Here is a 22133-nt window from a genome sequence, read left to right as displayed (position 1 = left end):
TGCACACGGTAAGAATTAGTGAGCGACGATAACGCCTCCCTGAACTGGTTTCGCCACGCGGCACCTTACATCAACGACCTGCGCGGTCGCACTTTAGTAGTTGGTATCCCCGGCGACGCTTTAGAGCACGCCAATTTCCGCAATCTGGTGCACGATATGGCGCTGCTTGCCAGCCTGGGGGTTCGCTTGGTTGTTGTGCACGGCGCGCGGGAACAAATTAATCGAGCCCTGGATGAGCGCGGCATTGAAAATCGATTTCACGAGAGCCAGCGTATTACCAATCGAGAGACATTGGAAATTGTTAAGTCCGTCGTGGGCAAACTGCGCTTCGATATTGAAGCTGCTTTTTCCCAGGGACTACCAGACTCACCGATGGCGCGTTCGGCCCTCAAGGTGGTCTCAGGCAATTTTGTTACCGCCCGCCCCAGTGGCGTGCTCGATGGCGTAGACCTGGGCTGGACCGGCACGGTTCGGCGCATGGACACCGGCACTCTGGAGCAAAACCTGGATCAGGGTTCCTTGGTACTCCTTTCTCCCCTGGGCACATCCCTGACCGGGGAGCTTTTCAATATCAATTACCTGGATCTTGCCGCTGAGGCTTCCAGAGTATTGCGCGCTGAGAAACTAGTGCTATTCCGCGAACCTGAGCAACTTCAAGTGGACGGAAATCCGGTACACGAGTTAAGTATTTTGCAGGCAGAGCAGGTTTCACCCAAGGTGCAAAGCGCAACCCTACGCTGTGCCATTCGGGCCTGTAATGCAGGGATCGCCCGTACACACCTACTTAGCTTTTGTAAAAACGGCGCCTTAATTCAGGAGCTGTTCCGCCGTGAAGGGGCCGGTACCATGATTTACCGGGACAGCTACGAAGTTGTGCGCAGAGCGCGAATTACCGATGTGGGCGGCATTCTTGGACTGATCCGCCCGTTAGAGAAAGATGGCGTTTTGGTACGGCGCTCCCGCGAGAAGCTCGAGGCAGAAATCGAACACTTCACGCTTGTGGAAGTGGATGGTACTCCAGTTGCCTGTGCAGCTCTGTATCCCATTAAGGATGATAAGGGCACTACCACAGCAGCCGAAGTTGCCTGCCTTGCAAGCCACCCGGAATTTCGCGGTGGCGGGCGTGGTGCCAAGCTGATGCGCCACCTTGAGAGACAGGCGCAAACAGTCCAGGTTGATGAGCTCTACGTCCTCACCACCCAGACAGAGCACTGGTTTATCGAGCAGGGCTTTGAACAAGTCGGTATCAGTGAGCTGCCTACCGCGCGAAAGTCCCTGTACAACATTCAGCGCAATTCGAGAATCCTGCGTAAACGCCTGGGGAAAAGTCAGTCCACTTAGTCATAGAAATTTGAAATATCTATCCTTAATACTCCTTTAATGGGTAGTTTGGGCGCAAAAACATCCCAGGAAAGTCCATTTTTTGCTAAGCTGGCGCATTCATTGTTGCCAGCTGGAATCTGTGACTATGCCCCAATACCGCTCCCGCACCTCTACCGCCGGTCGCAATATGGCCGGAGCCCGCGCCTTGTGGCGTGCCACCGGTATGACGGACGAGGACTTCCATAAGCCAATCATTGCCATCGCAAACTCTTTTACCCAGTTTGTCCCCGGACACGTACACCTAAAAGATATGGGTCAGCTTGTCGCAAGGGAGATTGAACGCGCCGGCGGCGTGGCCAAGGAGTTCAATACGATCGCTGTGGATGACGGTATCGCAATGGGTCACGACGGCATGCTCTATAGCCTGCCCAGCCGCGAAATTATCGCTGACTCAGTGGAGTATATGGTCAATGCCCACTGTGCCGACGCCCTGGTTTGTATCTCCAACTGTGACAAGATCACACCAGGAATGATGATGGCAGCCATGCGCCTGAACATTCCAGTTATCTTTGTCTCCGGTGGCCCCATGGAGGCCGGCAAAACCAAGCTGGCTGACCACAAGCTCGACTTAGTAGATGCTATGGTGATCGCCGCTACAGATACGGCCTCCGACGAGGAAGTTGCTGAGTATGAGCGCTCTGCCTGCCCGACCTGCGGCTCCTGCTCAGGAATGTTTACAGCGAACTCCATGAACTGCCTGACCGAGGCCCTGGGGCTTTCACTCCCTGGTAACGGCACCATGCTAGCGACTCACGCCGACCGCAAGGAGCTATTCCTCCGCGCTGGCCGCGAGATCGTAACCCTAACCAAACGCTACTATGAGCAGGATGACGAAACTGCCCTGCCGCGCAACATCGCCAACCGCACAGCCTTCCGCAATGCCATGGCTCTCGATATCGCCATGGGAGGCTCCACAAATACCATCCTGCACCTGCTGGCAACCGCTCAAGAGGGTGAGATTGACTTTACCCTGGAAGATATCGACAGCCTCTCCCGTGAGGTTCCACAGCTGTGCAAGGTTGCCCCCAATACCGAGAAATACCATATAGAAGATGTACACCGCGCCGGTGGTGTAATGGCCATCCTCGGGGAGTTGGAGGCCGCAGGTCTTATCGACTCCTCGCTGCCAACCGCCTACGGTGGTTCACTCGCCGATGCCCTGGCGCGCTGGGATATTTGCCGCACGGACGACCAATCTGTACTGGAATTCTATCGCGCGGGACCCGCAGGTGTTCCCACGCAAACAGCTTTCAGCCAGGATTGCCGCTGGTCCACTTTAGATGCCGATCGCCAGCGCGGCTGTATCCGTTCTGCGGAGCACGCCTACTCCTCTGAGGGAGGGCTCGCCGTTCTCTTTGGTAACCTGGCCCCCAATGGCTGTGTAGTGAAGACTTCCGGCGTCGATGAGTCGCTGTGGAAGTTCGAAGGCCCCGCCCACGTAGTAGAAAGCCAGGAAGAGGCGGTTTCCAATATCCTCGAAGGGAAGGTCAGTAAAGGAGAGGCTGTTATCGTCCGCTATGAGGGTCCTAAAGGAGGACCTGGGATGCAAGAGATGCTTTACCCCACCAGCTATTTAAAGTCCAAGGGACTCGGTGAGCACTGCGCATTGATTACCGATGGCCGCTTCTCAGGCGGCACTTCAGGCCTCTCTATCGGACATGTTTCACCGGAGGCGGCGTCTGGAGGTAACATCGCTCTGGTTCGTAATGGAGACCTTATACGTATTGATATTCCAGAGAGGAAAATTGAGATCGCTATTGAGGAAAGTGAACTCGATAAGCGGCGCAAAGAAATGGAAGAAAATCCCAATGGCTGGAAGCCCATTGAAAAGCGCCATCGTAAAGTCAGCAAGGCACTGAAAGCCTATGCCATGCTTGCCACCAGTGCAGACCGCGGGGCGGTAAGGGAAATTGACTGATTAAAACTGTTCTAAAAAAAACGGCCCCTTGGGGCCGTTTTTTTATTCCGCTATTTTGTAGCTGATTCGATTGCGTACCCCGTAGCGTTCCACTGGCTGGCCATTCTCCACTTGGGGTCGATACTTAAACCGTTCTGCCGCGGCTATCGCAGAACGATCGAACACACGCGTTGGGTTCCCATTAGAGTCATAACCACCGACAACACGAGCATCTCGCACTGCCCCTGTTTTTGTCACTGTAAACTCTACAACAACATATCCTTCAATTCCCCTGCGCAAGGCGGCACTAGGATATCGCGGTGCAGCTTTGTACACAGGCAAAGGATCTTGCGATACCTTCATCCCAGTTTCAGAGACTGGTGTTGGAGAGCCTATTTGAATATTCAACTTAACTGGCAAGACTTCAGTCTGCTCAACTCGCATATTCGGCTGCTCAATGACTGTTTGTGGTGGTGTAGGTGCCTCATAATTTTCGGTAACAATCACCTTTTTCGGCATATGTACTGATTTAATCTGTGGCAACAACTCAACTGTTGGCTCTTCAATATCAGTTGCCACCAGCTGGCTCATTAAAAAGAGCAGTCCCACTGTTGTCACGGCAGCATATCCCAGGCCCTTCACGTAGCCTGCAAGTAAATGCTGGGGGAAAAACACAGGGTTGGAAATTGACTGACAAGCTCTATCCATAACACCTCTCCTATTATTTTTAGGGTGCAATAAGCGGCATTCTTGTGCCGAAAATGGAAAAACTGATCAGCTGACTTAATCATTAGTCAATTTACAAAAAAATGCAAATAGTCTGTTAATACAGGTTATATCAAAATTTTGTATCGGCATTCACAAACAAACAGGTATAAAAAAAGCCACGCATTTCTGCGTGGCTTTCAAGGGGCTAAGAAGTCAACCGGTATTAAATTGCCAGTTGCTCTTCACGCTCCTTTTCACCTTCGACAAAGGAAATCCACTGTTCAGCGAACTTCTCTGAGCGCTCATCTTTACGTGCAAGTTTGAGGCTCTTTAAAGCTGCGTCATAACGCTTAAGGTTGGCATTCGCCATACCCATTACGATATGCAACTGATCAACACGCTTAATACTACCTTTGGCCAGAGCTTTTTTACCCATAGAAAGGGCTTTCTCGTTCTGATCCAGGTCCAGGTAAATACCGGCCAGGCGTGAATAGATCTCACCTTTATCAGAAAGCTGTGCTGCCGCTTCCAACTGGGGAATAGCTTTCTGCAGCTCTTGTGACATCTGGTAAGCCTGAGCAAGGGTTTCCAGGTTTTTAGCTGTGCGCGGGATCTTCTTATCTTGAATACCCTTGGCAATCACCTTAGCTCCTTTATAAGGCATTTCATGCCCCATAAAGAGATACCCCATATTTAACAGGTCTTTATCCTTCTCCAAAGCTCCGGCAAGGTAAGCTGCTTCCATCATGTGCAGCTGATCCTTATCGCGCTTCAGCTCACCGTATACCGCCCCAAGGGTTTTGTAATACGCTGGCTTCGGATAGTACTGCACCAGTTTTTCTAGAACAGCAGCTACTTTCGGGTAGTCTCCGCGTTCGAAGTACACATATTGCTGTAAGCCGAACCAACCTTCCTTCGGTATCTTGCCCTCTTTTTCAAACATGGATACCGCTATATTGATATCCGCGAGAGCCTTATCCTGGTTGCCAATCTGGTTGTAAGCCTGAGCGCGCAGTGCATAGGAGTCAGCAGTGATACGATCAGAAACTTTAAACCACTGGTTCAAGTAGTTAATCGCCTGCTTGTAATCCTCAGTTACGAAGTACAGCTGGGCAAGTGTAAACAGGGTGCCCACTTCCAAAGCTACCGGCAGGTTTTTCTCACCCTGGGCCAGTACCTTTTTAAAGTAAGGGATCGCCTCTTTATAGTTTTCAGTGCTGTAATAAACAACACCGAAGAAGTTGTACATTTGGGCAACTTCGTAGCCGTTGTACCGCTTCTTACTTGCGTCCATCTCTTTCAGCGCTGCAAGAGCACCCGCCCAATCCTCTGCATCAGCAGCCTCTTGAGCTTTTTCCAGCTTCTTGTACGCAGCTTCACGCATAGCCGGAACTTTACGGGTTTTTTGCTTGCTAGGCTTTTTTTGTTCCTGCGCCTGTGCTGAAGCGAATGGCGCTGACACACCAACAGCTTCTAACACTGTGACGCTGACCGTCGGTGCAAGAACCAAGGGTAGCGCCACGGACGTGCGCAGAGCGAACTTGGACAAACCTTTAGTGATGGTCGTCAACTTCATAGTGCTTCCCCTTTAGTCCTTAGCCATGTTAAAGCTGATCTTGGTCCTAACATTAGGAACTTCGGTCGGCTTGCCATCGACTACCCGCGGCTTGTACTTGTACTTCAATGCGGACTTCAGGGCAGACCGATTGAAAACCGTTGTGGGCTTACCTTCCAGAGTGAAGGCCTCAATTACGATCGGATCACGTACTGAACCGTTTGTCGTTACTGTGTATTCAACGATTACATAACCTTCCATGCCGCGCTGTAGCGCGCGACGGGGATACTGCGGCTGTACTTTTACGATCGGTAGGTAGTCACCTTCACCAAAGCTGAAACCAGATAGCTTAACGTTGCCTCCCGCAGAGGGCGCAGCGATATTGATACTGCCATCAAGATCCGGCTCCTCAAAATCGGGCTCCGGCATCTCCGGTGGCGGAGTCTCAGGCTCATCTGGTTTTACCGGCTTGGCGGTGTCGTACTGTGTTTCAATCTTCGTATCAGGCATCACCACATCGGCAACTTTGTACTCCGGAGTATCCTCTGGAGCACCCATGTTTGCCGCAATCAGCTGATGCATGGTGAAGATGAGGCCAAAGGTAGTGGCCAATGCCAATGTACCTGCCCCAAGAAGTCTTACCGGATTCATAGCTGTTAACTCTTCTCTGTAGCGACGGAAACTTTCTTGATACCAATCTTCCTGGCTGCTTCTGCAATCAGGGCAATCTTCTCAATGCTTGCTCCCTTATCGGGCTGAATTACCAACCACCCTTTCGGGTTTTCCGAGTAGAGACGCTCCAGGACAATTCGTACCTGGCGCTCATCAACCTTCTCTTTAGCAATCCAAACCTCGTCACTGTCGTTGATCGCTACCAGGATAGAGGCGGCCTTGAGTTCAGCGGTCGTCGATTCCGGCTTCTCAATATCAGCACCCGGTTCCTTGATAAAGGTCGCGGTGACGATAAAGAAGATCAGCATGATAAACACCACGTCCAACATAGGCGTGAGGTCAATTGCGCCGGCTTCCTCTTCTGCCGTATTTTGTCTTTTGCTCATAGCAACTCTCTTAGCGAACTTTTCCAGCGGGGGCTCAGGGAGCCCCCGGCGAAAGTATCTGGCTTGGCTAAACCTTCACAGTAAATAAGCAGGCTTATTAACTGGTGTATGCTTAGTGATCCATCGTCAGATGATCTTCCAGCAGCTGGGTTTCACGCTCAGCTTTACGGGCAAGGTAAGTGTTGGCAAATACGCCTGACAGCGCCGCAACCATACCCGCCATTGTCGGGATAGTTGCCATGGATACACCACTGGCCATCTGCTTGGCGTCACCACCACCTGTAATCGCGAGAACATCAAACACGTTGATCATGCCCCAAACCGTACCCAACAGCCCAAACAGAGGAGCCAGGGCGACACAGGCTTGGATCATGTCCATATTGTCCTGAATTTTCTCGGATACCCGGGAAATCATCGCATAACGGATCTGGTGCGAAGCCCAGGATTTGCGCTCACCGCGCCCCTCCCATTGGTCTACCGCACCTTGAACGTCACTTTTCAACCCTTTGTTAAAGTAGAAAACACGTTCAAAAATCAGCGTCCACATAAAGAAGGTCAGGCCGGCGATCAGGAACAGTACTGGCCCGCCCGACGCCATAAAGGCGTTGACGGCGGCCCATGCGTCATTTAATGCGTGCATGTTGCCGCCTCCTCTTATTTGCGCTCGGCGTTTTCTGCCACGATACCAGCACTCTGCTCTTCCAGAATGTGCAGGACACGCTTGGCACGACCATTAACTACGGTGTGCATCAGAACGGTTGGGATAGCCACAACCAGACCGAGAACAGTGGTAATCAGGGCTGAGGAAATACCGCCGGCCATTGCCTTGGGATCGCCCGCACCAAAGATAGTGATCGCCTGGAAGGTGATGATCATGCCGGTAACGGTACCCAGCAGACCCAGCAGCGGAGCAACCATCGCGATGATCTTCAGCAGGTTGAGGCCGGATTCGATTGCCGGACGCTCTTTCAGTACTGCTTCTTCCATCTTCAGTTCGAGAGTTTCACCGTCTACACCTTTGTTCTCTTCTGCAACAGCCAGTACACGACCCAGTGGGTTATTAGTGTTCGGAGTAGAGGAGCGCAGCTGTGCATTCACTTTGGCGCCAACGCCAGTCAGAATGATCAGGCGGAAGATAGCCAGCAGCATCGCGAAGGCACCAACAGCGGAGATGATGTAGCCCACGATGCCACCTTGGTGCCAACGCTCTACGATATCCGGGCTATTGATCATGGCTTTCAGGTAGGAGCCGCCGGTAGGACCAGTCGGGTCTACACCGAAGGCACTGAAACCACTGGTAGAAGCCTGCAGAGCTTCAGCCATGCCTTGGAACTTGGCGTCCGGCTGACGAATCAGCTCAGCCATTTTGTAGGCATTGTTCATTTCCAGGTATTTACCATTGGAAACCAGATTGAAGTTACCTACACGAACCACTTCCTGGTCAGCCTGCTCACCGTTGGGCTTGATCACGGTCGCGTTAAACTTAACGATCTTGCCGGATTCAACCGTTTCGCGCTGAATTTCAAACCACAGACGCTCGATCTCTTCGATAGTCGGCAGCTGAGTAGCGCTGTTCATTTTGCCCAGAAGGCCATCAATGAACTCAGTACGGTTAGGGTATTGAGCGGAAACCAGAGAGGAACCGATATTGGCACGCAGGTCGGCAGCAGTAGAGGACATATGGCCGAACAGTTCCTTCAAGGAACCCAGGCGCTGGTCCAGTTGCTGACGCTTCTGATCAACAGCGACTTCCTGCTCCTGGTATTTCTTTTCCAGGTCAGCAGAACGCTTCTCTTCAGCGGTGCGAGTATTCTTCGCTTGGTTCAGCAGGGCATTCTGGTTTGCCTTTTGACGGCGGAACTCAGCTTCACGCTGCTTGTGTTCTTTGGACTCGGCAACTTTGGACTGCTGAACCATTTTCAGCAGGTCGTCCAGGGAAGCAGCCTTCTCTTGAGCAACTGCGGAGAAGCTGATCAGACCAGCTGCTGCCGCTACTAAAACGCGTTTGGCGAAAGAGGTTTTCATTGCGCTGCCTCCGGAGCCGGAATCGGCATGGTCATGATGTCGATAGTGGCCTGCTTCTTGGCAATTTTCAGACCGTTCATGAGAGCGCGGCGGTATTCACCAGCGTCGATCTCAACCCACGCTTTTTGCGCTTTGTCATATGCGAGGGCAATTTCTGCATCAGTAGTCTGAGCCAGCAGGGCGATACGGCCGATTTGCAGAACGCTCACCTCGCGCTCCTGACCAGCAACGGTCAGAGTATCGCGGTAAGAGTCGATCTTACGGGCGTATTCCGCTTCGAAGTTGTACAGCTCCAGTACCTGGCGGAATTTTTCCGCAACACTTACATCGGAACGGTCCATGGTGCTCTTAACACCGTTGAGGTTCGCCATACGCTCTTCGAGCTTGAACGGTGCGTCCAGCTCAATGAACTGCTCCAGACCTTCCAGCATACGCAGGATCAGCGGCTGAATCTGACGTTCAATGACAGTAACGTTGGCAATGGACTCGTCCAGCTCATTGATAACTTCGAGCTGGTTGGCCAGCTGCTTTTCCAGCTGACGGTTGTATACGCGCAGACCATCGATTTCTTTATTAACCACCTTGAAGTCCTGCAGCAGGCTGCTGGTTTCGTCGGCAATCTTGTCGATGCGCTTTTGCGATGCCTGGGCCGCAGTGGTTTTCTGCTGGCCGACGGCGAGTACGTTATCAAGAGTATCCGCAGTGGCTACGCTGCCGTAGAGCGCGCCAGCAGACAGCGCAGTGGTCAGCGCCACAGCCATGAATCGCTTGGTTTTCATTAGACCCCCCAGTGGGTTCAATATTTCACAACATGGTCGCGATGAGATAGCTGCCACAACGCGGTGTCCTTTTGTTTTAAAAACATTGGTTAGAAGACAGCTAAGAGCCGCACATTGTAAACAGCCGATTTGATTATTCAAATGCCGATTGCCAGCATCGGCCCGCTTGGGTAGCAAGGTAACACTTAGGTAACATTCCCGGGTCACATGCACACATTCGCGGCGACGTTCCCTGTGCGAGCTGTTGGAGAATTTAACAGATCGATCAACTTTTGATCAAATTGTTTTTATTTAAATCTGTCATATTGGACTAATGAGTAGTTGTACTCATTCCTGTCTGAGGCCGGGTAACACTCTCGTGCCGATTCGACCCACGAGTCATCCATGTCGGGAAAGTATGCATCCCCGTCGATATTTGCGTCAACTTCGGTGACATATAAGCGGGCAGCCAGTGGCAGTGCCTGGCGGTAAATTTGTGCTCCACCAATGACCATCACCTCGCTTGCCCCACTGTCTTTAGCGCTTTCTTGAGCCAGACTCAGGGCTTTATCCAGAGACTGGACCACCTCAACGCCATCCGCAACCCAATCGGTATTACGCGTAATGACAATATTTACGCGCCCCGGAAGTGGGCGACCAATAGACTCAAAGGTCTTTCGTCCCATTACTACAGGCTTTCCCATAGTGGTCCGCTTAAAAAACTGCAGATCGCCAGAGATGCGCCAGGGGAGCTCATTGTCCTTACCGATAGCACCATTGCGGGCAACCGCCGCAATCAAAGCAATAGAAACCGTCATTACTGCCCCTTAAACCGCTACAGGTGCTGGAATATGTGGAAAGGCTTCGTAACCTTTGAGTTCAAAGTCCTCGAAACGGAAAGAAAACAGATCTTTCACATCTGGATTCAAGTGCATTTGCGGCAGAGGCAGAGGGTCGCGCTGCAATTGCAGTTCGACCTGCTCCATATGGTTGGAGTAGAGGTGAGCATCACCAAAGGTGTGGATAAAATCGCCGGGCTTCAAACCGCATACCTGTGCCAGCATAAGGGTCAGCAGGCTGTATGAGGCGATATTGAAAGGCACTCCCAGGAAAATATCTGCGCTTCGCTGGTAAAGCTGGCAGGACAACTTGCCATCAGCGACATAGAACTGGAACAGGGCATGGCAGGGAGCCAGGGCCATGCGCCCTTCACGAGCATTATCAGCAGGTGAAACACCTTCATCTGGCAGATCCGCAGGGTTCCAGGCACTAACCATCAGGCGCCGGGAGTCCGGGCGAGTTTTCAACTGGTGTACCAACTGCTCAATTTGGTCGATCTGGCGACCATCAGAAGTGGGCCAGGAGCGCCATTGATGGCCATATACAGGGCCCAGATCACCGTCTTCTGTCGCCCACTCATCCCAAATCCGCACTTTATTGTCCTGCAGATAACGGATATTGGTATCCCCCTGCAAAAACCACAGAAGTTCGTGAATAATCGAGCGCAAATGGCACTTTTTAGTGGTGATCAGCGGAAAACCTTCCGCCAAATTAAAGCGCATTTGATAGCCAAACACACTGAGAGTACCAGTGCCGGTGCGGTCACCTTTAACGGTGCCGTTATCGCGCACATGGCGCATTAGATCGAGATACTGCTTCATCTACTGCTATGCTCCGCCTTTAACTCGGGAAGACCCTGCTTTCTTACCTTTCTGCTCAGTTCTCCCCTCGGGAAGCGGCTGAGTTTTATAACTCCACACCAGCAATGCGATGCCGGCAATAATCATTGGCAGGCTCAAAAGCTGCCCACGAGTCATCCATCCAAATAAATCAAAACCAATATGCCCATCGGGCTCCCTGACAAACTCCACCAGGAAGCGGAATACACCGTAGAGCGTCACGAACATACCGCCCACCGCGAGTCGAGGGCGCGGCTTACTGGAGAACCACCAGAGCAGCGCAAAGAGAACCAGCCCCTCAAGGAAGGCTTGATACAGCTGGGATGGGTGCCGGACTAGAAGGTCCGGGTCCTTTGGAAAGACCATGCCCCAAGGGCCTTCAGTTTCACGCCCCCAAAGCTCCTGGCCAATAAAATTACCGATCCGCCCAAGCCCAAGACCAATGGGCACCAGAGGAGCAACGAAATCAATTAGAGCTGGGAAGGTTGTACCAATTTTGCGCGCATAGAGTGCCGTGGCCAACATTACCCCTATCAGCCCGCCGTGGAAGCTCATCCCCCCTTCCCACAGCCGGATCAGTGATATCGGATCTTCGAGCAACTGGGGGAAATTATAAAAGAACATGTACCCCAAGCGGCCACCGATAACGACACCAATGGCACAGTAGAGAATCAAGTCCTCAACTTCGGATTTAATGACCGGTGACCAGGGTTTGGCACTTCGGCGCAATGCCAACCACCAGGCCGCGACAAAGCCAGCCAAGTACATCAGCCCATACCAGTGCACTTTTAAGGGGCCTATTGCAAAGGCTACCGGGTCAATTTCGGGATAGGTCAGCATGGGGGAATCGCGATTGCTAATAAAGGGCGTATTATGGTCGTAAAGCCCCCCGCTGTGGAAGGGCAGCTTGCCCCTAGGGAAGATCCCCATGTGTCTACTGCTATTCGCCTATCAATGCCACCCGAAATACCCTCTGCTGTTGATCGCCAATCGGGATGAGTTTTATCAAAGGCCAACCGCAGCAGCGGAGCACTGGCCCGGGACCGGGCTAATTGCGGGTAGAGACCTTGAAGCTCAGGGAACCTGGGCCGGCGTATCCCCCGGCCGGGTCGCGGCTGTAACCAATATCCGGGAGCCCGGGACACCGGAACCTGTAGGAGCGCTTTCCCGCGGAGAAATACCGCAGAAATTCCTCAGCCAACAAATTAGCCCTGAGCATTTCATCCACTACCTGGAATCCCAGCAATATCGAGGCTTTAACGCCCTGCTGTTTGATATTCAGAATCAAAACACTCTCTTCTGTGCCGGGAACCGGCACAAGCCATTTACTTTTGAACCGGGCATTCACGGTATCTCCAACGGAGCACCAGACGAACCCTGGCCAAAGGTGGAGAGGGGCAAAGCGGGGCTGGCAAAAATAATACCTGCGGCCGATCAGCTGGTAACAATCGAGAACTTTGTGGAGCCAGCCCTGGCACTGCTCAAAGATCGCACCCAAGCGCCGGACCAACAACTCCCTCATACCGGGCTACCACTGGAGATTGAGCGGGCACTCTCTCCGATATTCATTCAAATTGATGCCGATAGCTCGGCGACAGAACCAATGCTTCGCAATGGAGGCTACGGTACCCGCGCGAGTACCGTGATCACCATCGACCAGAGGGGGTGTGGCCAACTTTGGGAGCAGACTTTTATACAGGGCAATGAAAATGGACCCCTGCGCTACTTCACTACCCAGTCGCCCAATTAAGCAGGCTCAATGCTAATGGCAGAGAAATTGTGCATAACTTTTTGTGCAAGCCTCTGCACCATATTCAAATAAGCCCCAGTAAACACGCCCCTTTTTCACCCACGAGCGAAATATTTGACGCAAAACTCATCATTCGCAAATCCTTACTCTAAAAAGAATGAAGCGCCAAGCAAATTTTGCATTTATTGCCATACTTACTTTCACAGACTGAAGTTGGTTGAGTTTCGCGCAAGCAGGACACCGACAGCAGTCTTAATAAAAGGAAGTCGCGCGGGACGCATGACACGTGCGAGTCACCGATAATATCCCTGAGTATCTGGATGGGCTCGCCACAGGTTGGGAAGGTATGAACGATCTGGCGCCCGGCATTTTCCAAAATATCGCACCGGGCCCCCGCAGAATCGCTGAGGTACCATGTCGTATTTCAACCCCGAGCATCGTAGACGCAAATCTGTACTTCCACTGCTGACACTGGGTAGTCTCTGTGTCTTCATTCTTTATTATGCTTTCGCAGCAAACCAGAAGACCGTACCCGTTTTACCGGAGAACGCTGTTCGCCCTCATTTAGTGCACTGGCTGGAGGAAAACCCCGATGCCTGGCCAGCCCAGGACCCCATTTTTAACCCCGCCGCTGTGCGCAAGATCTACCAGCGCACGGATTACCGCTTGCTTTGGTTCGATAACTACAGCCTAAGTGATAGTGCCAATGACCTGCTGAAACAACTCACAGCTGCCAGCTCCGGCAATCCGAGCAGCATGGTCGACTACCGCTACCACCTGGGGTACTTCGATCGCACCCTCCGCGATACGCCTCAACGTCTGCAGATGGCAGCCGTATTGGATATCTTACTGACCGATGCCTTTGTTTCCTACGCGCAAGATACCCAGCTGGACAGGCTCAAGCCCAAAACCCGCCCGCGCCGGGGTGTCACACCGGTTCTGCGGGATAGCGAAGGTTTCCGCCTGGTTGCGACCAGCACCGCTCAACAGCAGGCTTCCAGTGAACCCAGCGGGCGCAAGTACTTCCGCGGATATGATCGCGCAGCCAATCTCGGCAGCAATGTACGCAGCCGCTATTACTCGCGGGAATACAATGCGGATACTTCCGGCAATTACTCAGGACGCAATTATTCCGGTAGCACTCGCACCTATGAGCGCAGTCGATACCGTTCCTACCGGGACAACAATAGTGGCTCGGGTTCCGGCAGTCGCGTTTATTACAACCAGGGGCGGTCAAATACTGCCGCCCCACCGGTGAGATCTGAAAACAGTGAGGGGCCTTACTACGAGGAAAACCGGCCCTATGGCAACGATGTAAGAGCGCTGCGCGGTGAGCTGCAACGGCTGCGCAAGATTTCCTCCAGCGGTCGCTGGCGTCCGATCCCGGCGGGCCCTGCCATGACCATGGGTGCACGCCACCCACATGTGGGCCTCCTGCGCAACCTGCTCTCCCTATACGGTGATTACCAGTCTTACTACAGCTACGGCGGCACTGATCGCAATCGCTTCGATCGGGGCCTTCACCAAGCGGTGGTGCGCTTCCAGAAACGTCACGGCCTGAGAGCAGATGGTATTGTCGGTCGCTCAACTCGCAAGCGCCTGAACTTATCCCCAGCTGCACGCGCCCGCATTGTGGAAATGAATATCAAGCGCCGCGAAGAGTTGCCGGAACAATTGGGCAGCCGTTTTATCCAGGTCAATATTCCCGCGTATCGTCTCAAATACGTGGAAAACGATCAGGTCAAACTGGCGATGAATGTGGTCGTCGGTAAGAAAAAACACGCAACGCCTGAAATAACCACCCGCGTCAGCAAGGTAGTCTTTAACCCCACTTGGACAGTACCGCGCAGTATCCTGGTAAATGAGATACTCCCCAAAGCTCGTAAAAACCCTGCGGGTATGGAAAAAATGGGATACCGGGTGATTAGCGGTAGGGGTGAAAAACTGCCCCTGACTCCGCAAAACCTATCTGCTGCAGGTTCGGGTTCCTACCTTATGCGCCAAATGGGCGGTGAGGAAAACATATTGGGACGTGTCAAATTTGAAATCCCCAATATTCACGACGTGTACCTGCACGATACGCGCGCGCGCAAACTTTTTTCCCTGACCTCACGGGGCTATAGCCATGGCTGCATCCGCCTGGAAAAACCCCGCCACTTGGCCGAAGCGCTGCTTCGTCCCCAAGGGGATTGGGATCAGTGGCGTATCGATCAATTGACCACAGGAGAGGAAACCACGGAAGTGGATATGTCCCAATTGGTGAAGGTTTATATCACCTACTGGACTGCCTGGGTCGATGGTCAGGGCAACCTGAACTTCCGCCCGGATATTTATGGCAAAGATGGACTGACCGATAATCAATTTTAAAAGAAACCGGGGCGGCTATACGTCGCCCCGGTTATAACCAAGGAATTATTGAGCGTGTTATTCCATTAATTAGCCTTTCTTAAGCAGCGCCATTCCTGAAAATTATTTAAAGACTATCAGTCACAAGTTATCAATGTGAGCACAGTGATAAATCTCACTGATTTCTCAGTGCTTGCAGGGGTGACTTATGGGTGCTGCCAACAATTCACTTTGCGCTTTTTTGCCACGCAACCAACTAACCTCCCTCAGGGCGAGTGCCGCTGCGATTGCCATAGCAATATCGCTAGGCATTCACTCACCACAAATACTCGCCGAAGCTCAAGATACCGTCGAACCTGACTTGATCGGCAGTCGCGATCCTTTTTTACCTCAGGGCAGGCAATTTTCCCTACTCAGCGAAGCGTTAGCACGCTACCAAACCCTGGCACAAGGTAATTACTGGAAACCGCTCAGTGCTGGACAACCTATCGCACCGGGCAGTCGCAGTCCCCGGGTTGCGCAATTGAGAAGCCTGTTAATGCTCTATGGTGATCACCACCCCGAAGAGTACGGAGCAGATACTTCTAAAGCAGATGTCTACGACAAAAAACTGCAGCAGGCCGTTAAACGGTTTCAGAAACGTCACGGATTAAAGCAAACGGCACTGGTTGATGAGGGAACCCGGAGTCGACTCAATACCCCGCCAGATAAAGTTGCCAAAATTCTGGCAGCGAATATTGAACGCTGGAAACAACTTCCCAAGGATTTAGGGCCTCGCTATATCATCGTGAATGTCCCGGAATTTAATTTGCGCCTAATTGAAGGCGATAAAGAGCAGTTCCGTATGCGTGTGGTTGTGGGAAAACCAAAACACAAAACACCGCAAATCGCTACCCGTATGACGCGACTGGAATTTAATCCTGTATGGCGTGTCCCGCCCAGTATTGCGCTGCGTGAACTTTTACCCAAGGGCAGCTCCGCACTGAGAGCTAAGGGTTATCGCCTAATGAATCATCGGGGCAGATCGGTGCCTTTTACTCGTGGAAATGTGGCTGCAGTGCGTAGAGGACAAGTTTCACTGCAACAAAAAGGCGGGCCGGGAAATGCTTTGGGAAGAGTGAAATTTGTTATCCCCAATCGGCAGGCCATTTTTCTCCACGACACAAATAGCAAGCATTTATTCAAAAAATCCCAAAGAGCCTTTAGCCACGGTTGTATTCGCCTTGAAAAACCATTGCAGTTTGCTCGCATGATGTTAGCCCAGCAAAACAAGTGGAGTGATGCCCGTATCAATCGCGCGCTGGGAAGTGGTCGCACCCATGGCGTTGCCCTTAAAAATCCCCTACCGGTTTATATCGCTTACTGGACTGCCTGGATCGATGAAAATGGGCAGCTTCAGTTTCGGCCGGATATCTATAACCGGGATCAGTAATAGGAGATAGCGGAGTGAAGCGGATAAAGACCTATAGGGACTACTGAGTTATCAGTATGGCAAATGGCCCATTCCAGCTCGGCATCGCCGCACTGATAAGCCTCGTAATTGCCTCGGCCAGCCCTTTGAATGCTTCATTCACTGGGCAGACCGATGTCATTATTGAGCCAATCAGTTCGACCCAGCAATTGCGCGATACCGCTCAGGCCTACCGAGTGTTAGCGAAAAACTGGCGACCGATTACCCAGGGAAAAACTTTACAGCCCGGAGACAAAGGCCCTCGTGTCCTACAACTACGTAATTTACTGGCAATGTATAAGGATTATCACGGTCAGCCCGGGCCGCTTTCCGCTCCGCAAAAAGACCCCCGAAGATTTGACAGTGCGCTCCAAGCTGCAGTGGAGCGCTTTCAAGAGCGTCACGGATTGAACGTTACCGGCATCGCCGATGAAGACACACTTGCAGCCTTGGCCGTATCTCCAATGGAGCGCGCTCAGCAAATGGAATTGAATGCATCCCGATGGGAGAAACTAAAGCTCCCGGAGGATGATCGCTACGTAATCGTTAATGTGCCCGATTATCGCTTACAGCTTATCGAAGATGGTTCAGTTGCTCTCGATATGAAAACCGTCGTAGGAAAAAGCAGCACGCGCACACCGGATATGCGCACGCGAATAACCAATATTGTTTTCAGCCCAACCTGGACTGTCCCCCGAAGTATTCTTGTCACCGAGCTTTTGCCCAAGGCACGACACAACCCAACAGCCATGCACAAGCGAGGTTATCGAGTAGTGCAATATCGCAGCGGTAAATCGTCCCCTATTACAGAGGAGACTATTGCCAAGGCAGCCGGTGGGCACGCTACTTTGAGGCAATTAAGTGGCCCTGAGAATACTCTGGGAAAAGTGAAATTTGTTATCCCCAATAAGCAGGCTATTTTTCTCCATGACACCCAAGCTCAAAGCCTGTTTAAACTTCGCCAGCGGGCATTAAGTCACGGATGCATAAGGCTACAAGCACCAGAAGAATTAGCGTACTTTCTTCTCCGTGACCAGGGTTGGGATAGAACTCGGGTAGCACAGGCAGCGAATGGGCATGATGCTCTGAATGTAAAGGTTAAGGGGTCACCCCGTATTTACATTGTTTATATGACAGCATGGATAGATAGGGATGGGCGCCCCCAATTCCGCCCTGATATTTATCATCGTGACAAAGAGCTGCCTTATCCAAATTAGGGAGCTTATCGGCAAGTGAAAAATACTAAGTATCGATAAAGGACTTTGCCTGTTCTCATTTTCGCTGGCAGCGCTCTATAACGCTAAAGTTCTCCAAACAATAGAACTTGAAAGACACCGGTCAAAATAACCACCTAAGCAAGTTTGATTTAATTTTCAAAGCACTACTCACACTTCTATTTAAACCCTGGCTTTGGTTTGGAAACTACATCCTTATCATCACAAAATTAGAGCTTTGCCATATTCACAACCGTGGTAGCAATACTGGCCGGATCTAATTTTTCCAGGTTTCTTTTTATCGCCCGCTTCTACTGGAGGGCTCCAGGAAATCGAGATCAATACGCCCCCAAATATAGGGCGGTCCAGGGTCTGCCAGATAACCTAAACAGCTGAATGTCCGGAGAAATACTACGCTAGCAGCACCTAAGCCACATGTATATACATGTACATACAAATTCTTATCTTCTCTATATCTAGGTTGTCTTCTGTATATAGATGGGTAAACCATCCACTAATAAAGAAGGCTATCAAGCTCATGACCGAAGAGGTGATCGGATAGCTCCCAAGTACACTGACGAAACAGCCCGATAAAACTTATAAGTCGCAGAAAAATAATTTTTTAGTGATTAGCGTGCAATGACAACGCTGTCTCCTCCCTATCCAACACCGTCGACTGATCAGCAATAAAAATTCCGGTTTCAGGTAGCAGAAAAGAAAAAATATACCACCGGGGCCATCTAATTATTTCCGAATTAGCAGCTTCAGGTTTGTAACAACTGGTTATTTTTTGTACATTTTCCGCCGTACCCGGTTGCGCCAACTAAGGCAAACCGACGAGAGATTTAACGACGAGGCGGAATTATGAAGAATCCATCCAGACGTCGATTCCTGGCAGTGACCTGCGCAACTGCGGCGGCCGTCAGCGCCGGACCGACTTTCGCAAAAGTAGGTAGCTCCCGCACCCTGAAAATGCGCAACCTGCACACCGGGGAGAAGCTGGAGGCCGCCTACTGGACCAACGGAGATTACAGCAGCGGAGGCCTGAAGCAGTTCAACAAATTGCTTCGTGACCACCGCGCCAACGAAGTGACCCGAATGGACCCCAAGCTTCTAGATATCGTCTACAAGCTGAAGGAGAAGTTCAATTACAACGGCACCATTGAGATTATCTCTGGATACCGTTCACCTAAAACCAATGCCAAGCTGCGTGCAGCTGGCCGAGGCGTAGCGAAACGCAGTTACCACACACGTGGTATGGCCTTGGATATCCGTATGCCGGGAGTGTCCCTGTCGAAGTTGCGCCAGGCAGCACTCAACCTGAAAGCGGGCGGTGTCGGATACTACCCGAAGAGTAACTTCGTACACGTGGATACTGGCCCTGTACGTCGCTGGTAATCCCCACCCAACAGATACAAAAAACCCGGCAGTCGCCGGGTTTTTTGTTATGCCTGTGAGAGCAAGATTTATTCACCATCAACCGGTAAGCTAACCGGCATCACATCCTGATCGGATACTGGCACTTGGGTAGTACCTGCCATCAACCCGGCGATACGTTCCAGAAGTTTGCGTGCCTGGGCCAATTGGGTCAGCTCCGCCAGTTCAATCGGGTCTTCCATTTGCAACAACAAGCTCTCGAAATCCACAAAAGCCTGCTCTAAAGCCGTCACCTGATGTCGATCCAGCAACAGCTCCGCTAAGCCGCCCCCACCAGTGGGAATCCAGTTTGACTGGAGAGTTGCCATAATTGCCAATATCGCCTGCTTTGAATCGGCAGCACGGCTACTTTCCACATCGCTCTCGGAACTCTCCGGCAACCTGCGCAACAGCTGCTCATCAATCACCCGGGTGTGCGATGCACGGATTTGCTGCAATCGGGCAACCGGTCCAAGGGATAAATAGGGTCGCGACAGGCTGTTGGCTGCCGTCGGCCAACGGCGGGCCAAGCCTGCCATATCCTCTTCCACACCTTTAACGATCAAGCGGGTTAGTTCACGGCGCCGATTGACGGCCAGGGCCTCGGGTTTTTCCCCATCGGACTTAGCCAAAAACTGCTCCGCAACCCGCTCGCTGGTGGGCCCCCAGAGCATAATTTCCAGGGCGTGAAAACCGGTGCTGGCCTCTTCATGGGCCGTCAGGCGGTGCTGCTTGCGGAGATTCGTTAAGGTCAGATCAATGGCCGTATCGTTAACGATACCGCTCTCAGAATAACCCGGCACTGTATCCAGGTAGCCCGCCTGAGCCGGCCAACTATCTACTGATAACAGTAATTTTCTACCCTGGCTGCGCAACTCTCCCGAAGAAAAAGCCAACTGGATATAAGGCAGTGCAGCAGCAAATTCCCTGTGGGCATCCAGCCAGGCGAGCCTGGCATTTTCCAACTTGTTTTCATTCGGCTGAGCCAGGAGACCATCCACTTCACGCTGCAACGTTTCAACAGCGGCATGGGCGTGGATAACCTGGGCCTCACCCGCCTGCCAAATTGCCAGGGATAACTCGGTCGCAGCCTTTTCATTCACAGGTTGCGGCGCAATACTTTGTTGCGATACCTGCTGCGGTTTTTCTACCGCTTTTTGCTCACAGGCAGAAAGTCCGGCCAGGGCCCCGATTAAAACAGCCAGGGCCCGGTACTGGATAATAGATCCGTTCACTCAATTCCCCATCTTGTGCATTTCACAAATACTGGCAAGCACCTACTCACTCTCTTCCCGCAAACTGATCACCGGCCAGCCGCGAGCCTTAGCTTCTGCGCGCAGACGATCATCCGGGTCCACCGCAATTGGGTGCTCAACTTCGCCCAGCAAGGGCAGATCATTGATGGAGTCACTGTAGAACCACTTTTCACTGTTGGCGTATTCCGGGTTGTGGGCCAGCCATTGGCGCAACCGGACAACTTTTCCCCCCTGGTAACAGGGTTCACCAACTACCTTTCCGGTGAACCGCCCCTCATCCTCCTCTGGCTCAGTGGCCAGCAGGGTATCGACACCGAGGCGCGAGGCAATAGGCTCAACCACAAAGCGATTGGTCGCAGTGATAATCATGATGTGGTGGCCTTTGCGGCGGTGCTCGCCGATCAGCTCCTGGGCCCGAGGCAGCCACAATTCACTGATAACTTCCTGCATAAACTCGCTTTGCAAGTTATCCAATTGGCCACGGGAAAGCTGAGCCAGGGGCTCCAAGGCAAATTCCAGGTAGGCAAAAATATCCAATTCACCGCGCTGGTAATCTTGATAAAAGCGATCGTTAGCCGAGCGGTAACGGGTCCCGTCGACATGTTCACGCTCCACCAGAAATTCGCCCCAGGCATGATCGCTATCGCCACCTATCAGCGTGTTATCCAGATCAAAGATTGCCAAGTGCACCGTCGACTCTCCCATAACTATAGGTTCCCCATAAGCATTTGACCGCCAGGAAGCCGGAAACGTCCCCTGCGCGGCCGCTAATTTTACCTTGCGCCGCACGACAGCACACGGACTGCGTCACTGAATTGCTGTAAACCCCCCGCTGTGGAACAATGCAGAACAAGTAAGTGCAGCGCACGGCCGCACACAACAGTATTGAGGATGGTATTTTGGGCGACGGCAAGCCGGCACAGGCCGGACGAAAGAACCGCCGTAAGCCCGCCAAGCATTCGAATCGCAATGATAAAGCCCCGGCCGGTAACAAGAACCGGGGCACGAGTGGCGAGAGCAGCAGCAATATCGATGCCGAGGGGTTCCGCCCCAATGTCGGTATTATCGTGCTCAACGCCCGCGGTCAGGCACTGTGGGCGCGGCGGGTAGGTGGCAAGGACGCCTGGCAATTTCCCCAGGGTGGTATTAATCCGGGCGAAACCCCTGAACAGGCGCTATATAGGGAACTATACGAGGAAGTAGGCCTTACTCGCGATCAAGTCAGTATGATTGCCTGTACCAGAGGCTGGCTGCGCTATCGCCTGCCTCAAAGGCTGATTCGACGTCGCTCCGAACCACTGTGCATCGGGCAAAAGCAAAAGTGGTACCTGCTGAGGCTCGAGGCAGAAGAAGCCTCTATCAGCTTCGACAACGGTTACAAACCCGAATTCGACCACTGGCGCTGGGTAAGCTACTGGCACCCACTGAGTAAAGTGGTGACCTTTAAGCGTGAAGTATACCGGCGTGCACTGACCGAGCTGGCCCCACAACAAATACAGCTGGAGAGACGCTGGCTGCGCGGACAGGAAAGCTGACCGCATAGGGTAGTTAGCAGCGAATCTTCACAAAATGGCCCCGATCAGCATCGAAATTCTACTTTCCGGGGCCATCGAATTTCTCCGTTGATTGGCGAGGACA

General features: G+C 52.2%; 20 protein-coding genes. 8 read left to right on the top strand and 12 right to left on the bottom strand.

The window, feature by feature from the left end; translation table 11 throughout:
- Positions 1 to 18 precede the first annotated feature (18 nt).
- Positions 19 to 1341 carry an amino-acid N-acetyltransferase gene (gene argA, locus ACYX4J_RS01050; protein ID WP_444907065.1) on the top strand — a complete coding sequence of 441 codons (1323 nt, stop codon included), beginning with the start codon at positions 19 to 21 and terminating at the stop codon, positions 1339 to 1341.
- 127 nt (positions 1342 to 1468) lie between these two features.
- Positions 1469 to 3301: a dihydroxy-acid dehydratase gene (ilvD, locus tag ACYX4J_RS01045; RefSeq protein WP_476177676.1), complete on the top strand. Its 1833-nt coding sequence runs from the start codon at positions 1469 to 1471 to the stop codon at positions 3299 to 3301.
- A 42-nt stretch (positions 3302 to 3343) separates the two neighbouring features.
- Here the strand turns inward: ilvD and ACYX4J_RS01040 are convergent, their stop codons facing one another.
- The 10 genes from ACYX4J_RS01040 to lgt form a co-directional block, all read right to left on the bottom strand.
- The gene (locus ACYX4J_RS01040) at positions 3344 to 3988 is read right to left on the bottom strand and encodes an energy transducer TonB (RefSeq protein ID WP_476177675.1); all 645 of its coding nucleotides are present in this window, start codon (positions 3986 to 3988) and stop codon (positions 3344 to 3346) included.
- 223 nt (positions 3989 to 4211) lie between these two features.
- Entirely contained in the window at positions 4212 to 5564 is a 1353-nt protein-coding gene (locus tag ACYX4J_RS01035) for a tetratricopeptide repeat protein (protein WP_476177674.1), read from the bottom strand.
- Between the two features lie 12 nt (positions 5565 to 5576).
- Positions 5577 to 6194, bottom strand: coding sequence for an energy transducer TonB (locus tag ACYX4J_RS01030; RefSeq protein ID WP_476177673.1), 618 nt, complete (start codon positions 6192 to 6194; stop codon positions 5577 to 5579).
- Between the two features lie 5 nt (positions 6195 to 6199).
- Complete coding sequence (locus ACYX4J_RS01025; RefSeq protein WP_444934360.1) at positions 6200 to 6601, bottom strand: ExbD/TolR family protein; 402 nt, start codon at positions 6599 to 6601, stop codon at positions 6200 to 6202.
- Positions 6602 to 6713: 112 nt separating this feature from the next.
- Complete coding sequence (locus tag ACYX4J_RS01020; RefSeq protein ID WP_282930984.1) at positions 6714 to 7241, bottom strand: MotA/TolQ/ExbB proton channel family protein; 528 nt, start codon at positions 7239 to 7241, stop codon at positions 6714 to 6716.
- A 14-nt stretch (positions 7242 to 7255) separates the two neighbouring features.
- On the bottom strand, positions 7256 to 8626 hold the full coding sequence (locus ACYX4J_RS01015) for a MotA/TolQ/ExbB proton channel family protein (protein ID WP_476177672.1): 1371 nt from the start codon (positions 8624 to 8626) through the stop codon (positions 7256 to 7258).
- The gene (locus tag ACYX4J_RS01010) at positions 8623 to 9405 is read right to left on the bottom strand and encodes a DUF3450 domain-containing protein (RefSeq protein ID WP_413663573.1); all 783 of its coding nucleotides are present in this window, start codon (positions 9403 to 9405) and stop codon (positions 8623 to 8625) included. Before ACYX4J_RS01010 ends, ACYX4J_RS01015 begins: the two co-directional genes overlap by 4 nt.
- Before the next feature lie 287 nt (positions 9406 to 9692).
- Positions 9693 to 10202: a dihydrofolate reductase gene (locus ACYX4J_RS01005; RefSeq protein ID WP_445362660.1), complete on the bottom strand. Its 510-nt coding sequence runs from the start codon at positions 10200 to 10202 to the stop codon at positions 9693 to 9695.
- 9 nt (positions 10203 to 10211) lie between these two features.
- A complete protein-coding gene (locus ACYX4J_RS01000; protein WP_445362661.1) occupies positions 10212 to 11045 on the bottom strand; it encodes a thymidylate synthase in 834 nt (277 codons plus the stop codon).
- A 6-nt stretch (positions 11046 to 11051) separates the two neighbouring features.
- Complete coding sequence (lgt, locus tag ACYX4J_RS00995; protein WP_413665894.1) at positions 11052 to 11903, bottom strand: prolipoprotein diacylglyceryl transferase; 852 nt, start codon at positions 11901 to 11903, stop codon at positions 11052 to 11054.
- A gap of 88 nt (positions 11904 to 11991) precedes the next feature.
- On the opposite strand from lgt, the gene ACYX4J_RS00990 reads away from it, so the two are divergent.
- The 5 genes from ACYX4J_RS00990 (at position 11992) to mepK (ending at position 19221) form a co-directional block, all read left to right on the top strand.
- Positions 11992 to 12813, top strand: a complete 822-nt coding sequence (locus ACYX4J_RS00990) for an NRDE family protein (RefSeq protein WP_476177671.1) — start codon at positions 11992 to 11994, stop codon at positions 12811 to 12813.
- 414 nt (positions 12814 to 13227) lie between these two features.
- Positions 13228 to 15180: a L,D-transpeptidase family protein gene (locus tag ACYX4J_RS00985; RefSeq protein WP_444907056.1), complete on the top strand. Its 1953-nt coding sequence runs from the start codon at positions 13228 to 13230 to the stop codon at positions 15178 to 15180.
- 187 nt (positions 15181 to 15367) lie between these two features.
- Complete coding sequence (locus ACYX4J_RS00980; RefSeq protein ID WP_444907055.1) at positions 15368 to 16591, top strand: L,D-transpeptidase family protein; 1224 nt, start codon at positions 15368 to 15370, stop codon at positions 16589 to 16591.
- A 56-nt stretch (positions 16592 to 16647) separates the two neighbouring features.
- The gene (locus tag ACYX4J_RS00975; protein ID WP_444907054.1) at positions 16648 to 17826 is read left to right on the top strand and encodes a L,D-transpeptidase family protein; all 1179 of its coding nucleotides are present in this window, start codon (positions 16648 to 16650) and stop codon (positions 17824 to 17826) included.
- Between the two features lie 861 nt (positions 17827 to 18687).
- The gene (mepK, locus tag ACYX4J_RS00970) at positions 18688 to 19221 is read left to right on the top strand and encodes a peptidoglycan L,D-endopeptidase MepK (protein WP_282930973.1); all 534 of its coding nucleotides are present in this window, start codon (positions 18688 to 18690) and stop codon (positions 19219 to 19221) included.
- Between the two features lie 68 nt (positions 19222 to 19289).
- Here the strand turns inward: mepK and ACYX4J_RS00965 are convergent, their stop codons facing one another.
- Both ACYX4J_RS00965 and ACYX4J_RS00960 read right to left on the bottom strand, forming a co-directional pair.
- Positions 19290 to 20474: an imelysin family protein gene (locus ACYX4J_RS00965; RefSeq protein WP_413663580.1), complete on the bottom strand. Its 1185-nt coding sequence runs from the start codon at positions 20472 to 20474 to the stop codon at positions 19290 to 19292.
- A 42-nt stretch (positions 20475 to 20516) separates the two neighbouring features.
- Positions 20517 to 21185, bottom strand: coding sequence for a histidinol-phosphatase (locus tag ACYX4J_RS00960; protein ID WP_444919255.1), 669 nt, complete (start codon positions 21183 to 21185; stop codon positions 20517 to 20519).
- A gap of 338 nt (positions 21186 to 21523) precedes the next feature.
- Here ACYX4J_RS00960 and ACYX4J_RS00955 point away from each other — a divergent pair, with 338 nt between their 5' ends.
- Positions 21524 to 22030 carry an RNA pyrophosphohydrolase gene (locus ACYX4J_RS00955; protein WP_413665896.1) on the top strand — a complete coding sequence of 169 codons (507 nt, stop codon included), beginning with the start codon at positions 21524 to 21526 and terminating at the stop codon, positions 22028 to 22030.
- The last annotated feature ends 103 nt before the right edge of the window (positions 22031 to 22133 follow it).

The organism is Microbulbifer sp. ABM4_008, assembly GCF_056311705.1.
Note: the sequence above shows the minus strand (reverse complement) of the source record. Positions and strands in the feature narration are given on the sequence as shown.

Coding starts and splice junctions, on each gene's coding strand:
- ilvD (WP_476177676.1), top strand. CDS start 1,469: ATGCCCCAATACCGCTCCCGCACCTCTACCGCCGGTCGCAATATGGCC.
- ACYX4J_RS01040 (WP_476177675.1), bottom strand. CDS start 3,988: ATGGATAGAGCTTGTCAGTCAATTTCCAACCCTGTGTTTTTCCCCCAG.
- ACYX4J_RS01035 (WP_476177674.1), bottom strand. CDS start 5,564: ATGAAGTTGACGACCATCACTAAAGGTTTGTCCAAGTTCGCTCTGCGC.
- ACYX4J_RS01030 (WP_476177673.1), bottom strand. CDS start 6,194: ATGAATCCGGTAAGACTTCTTGGGGCAGGTACATTGGCATTGGCCACT.
- ACYX4J_RS01025 (WP_444934360.1), bottom strand. CDS start 6,601: ATGAGCAAAAGACAAAATACGGCAGAAGAGGAAGCCGGCGCAATTGAC.
- ACYX4J_RS01020 (WP_282930984.1), bottom strand. CDS start 7,241: ATGCACGCATTAAATGACGCATGGGCCGCCGTCAACGCCTTTATGGCG.
- ACYX4J_RS01015 (WP_476177672.1), bottom strand. CDS start 8,626: ATGAAAACCTCTTTCGCCAAACGCGTTTTAGTAGCGGCAGCAGCTGGT.
- ACYX4J_RS01010 (WP_413663573.1), bottom strand. CDS start 9,405: ATGAAAACCAAGCGATTCATGGCTGTGGCGCTGACCACTGCGCTGTCT.
- ACYX4J_RS01005 (WP_445362660.1), bottom strand. CDS start 10,202: ATGACGGTTTCTATTGCTTTGATTGCGGCGGTTGCCCGCAATGGTGCT.
- ACYX4J_RS01000 (WP_445362661.1), bottom strand. CDS start 11,045: ATGAAGCAGTATCTCGATCTAATGCGCCATGTGCGCGATAACGGCACC.
- lgt (WP_413665894.1), bottom strand. CDS start 11,903: ATGCTGACCTATCCCGAAATTGACCCGGTAGCCTTTGCAATAGGCCCC.
- ACYX4J_RS00990 (WP_476177671.1), top strand. CDS start 11,992: ATGTGTCTACTGCTATTCGCCTATCAATGCCACCCGAAATACCCTCTG.
- ACYX4J_RS00985 (WP_444907056.1), top strand. CDS start 13,228: ATGTCGTATTTCAACCCCGAGCATCGTAGACGCAAATCTGTACTTCCA.
- ACYX4J_RS00980 (WP_444907055.1), top strand. CDS start 15,368: ATGGGTGCTGCCAACAATTCACTTTGCGCTTTTTTGCCACGCAACCAA.
- ACYX4J_RS00975 (WP_444907054.1), top strand. CDS start 16,648: ATGGCAAATGGCCCATTCCAGCTCGGCATCGCCGCACTGATAAGCCTC.
- mepK (WP_282930973.1), top strand. CDS start 18,688: ATGAAGAATCCATCCAGACGTCGATTCCTGGCAGTGACCTGCGCAACT.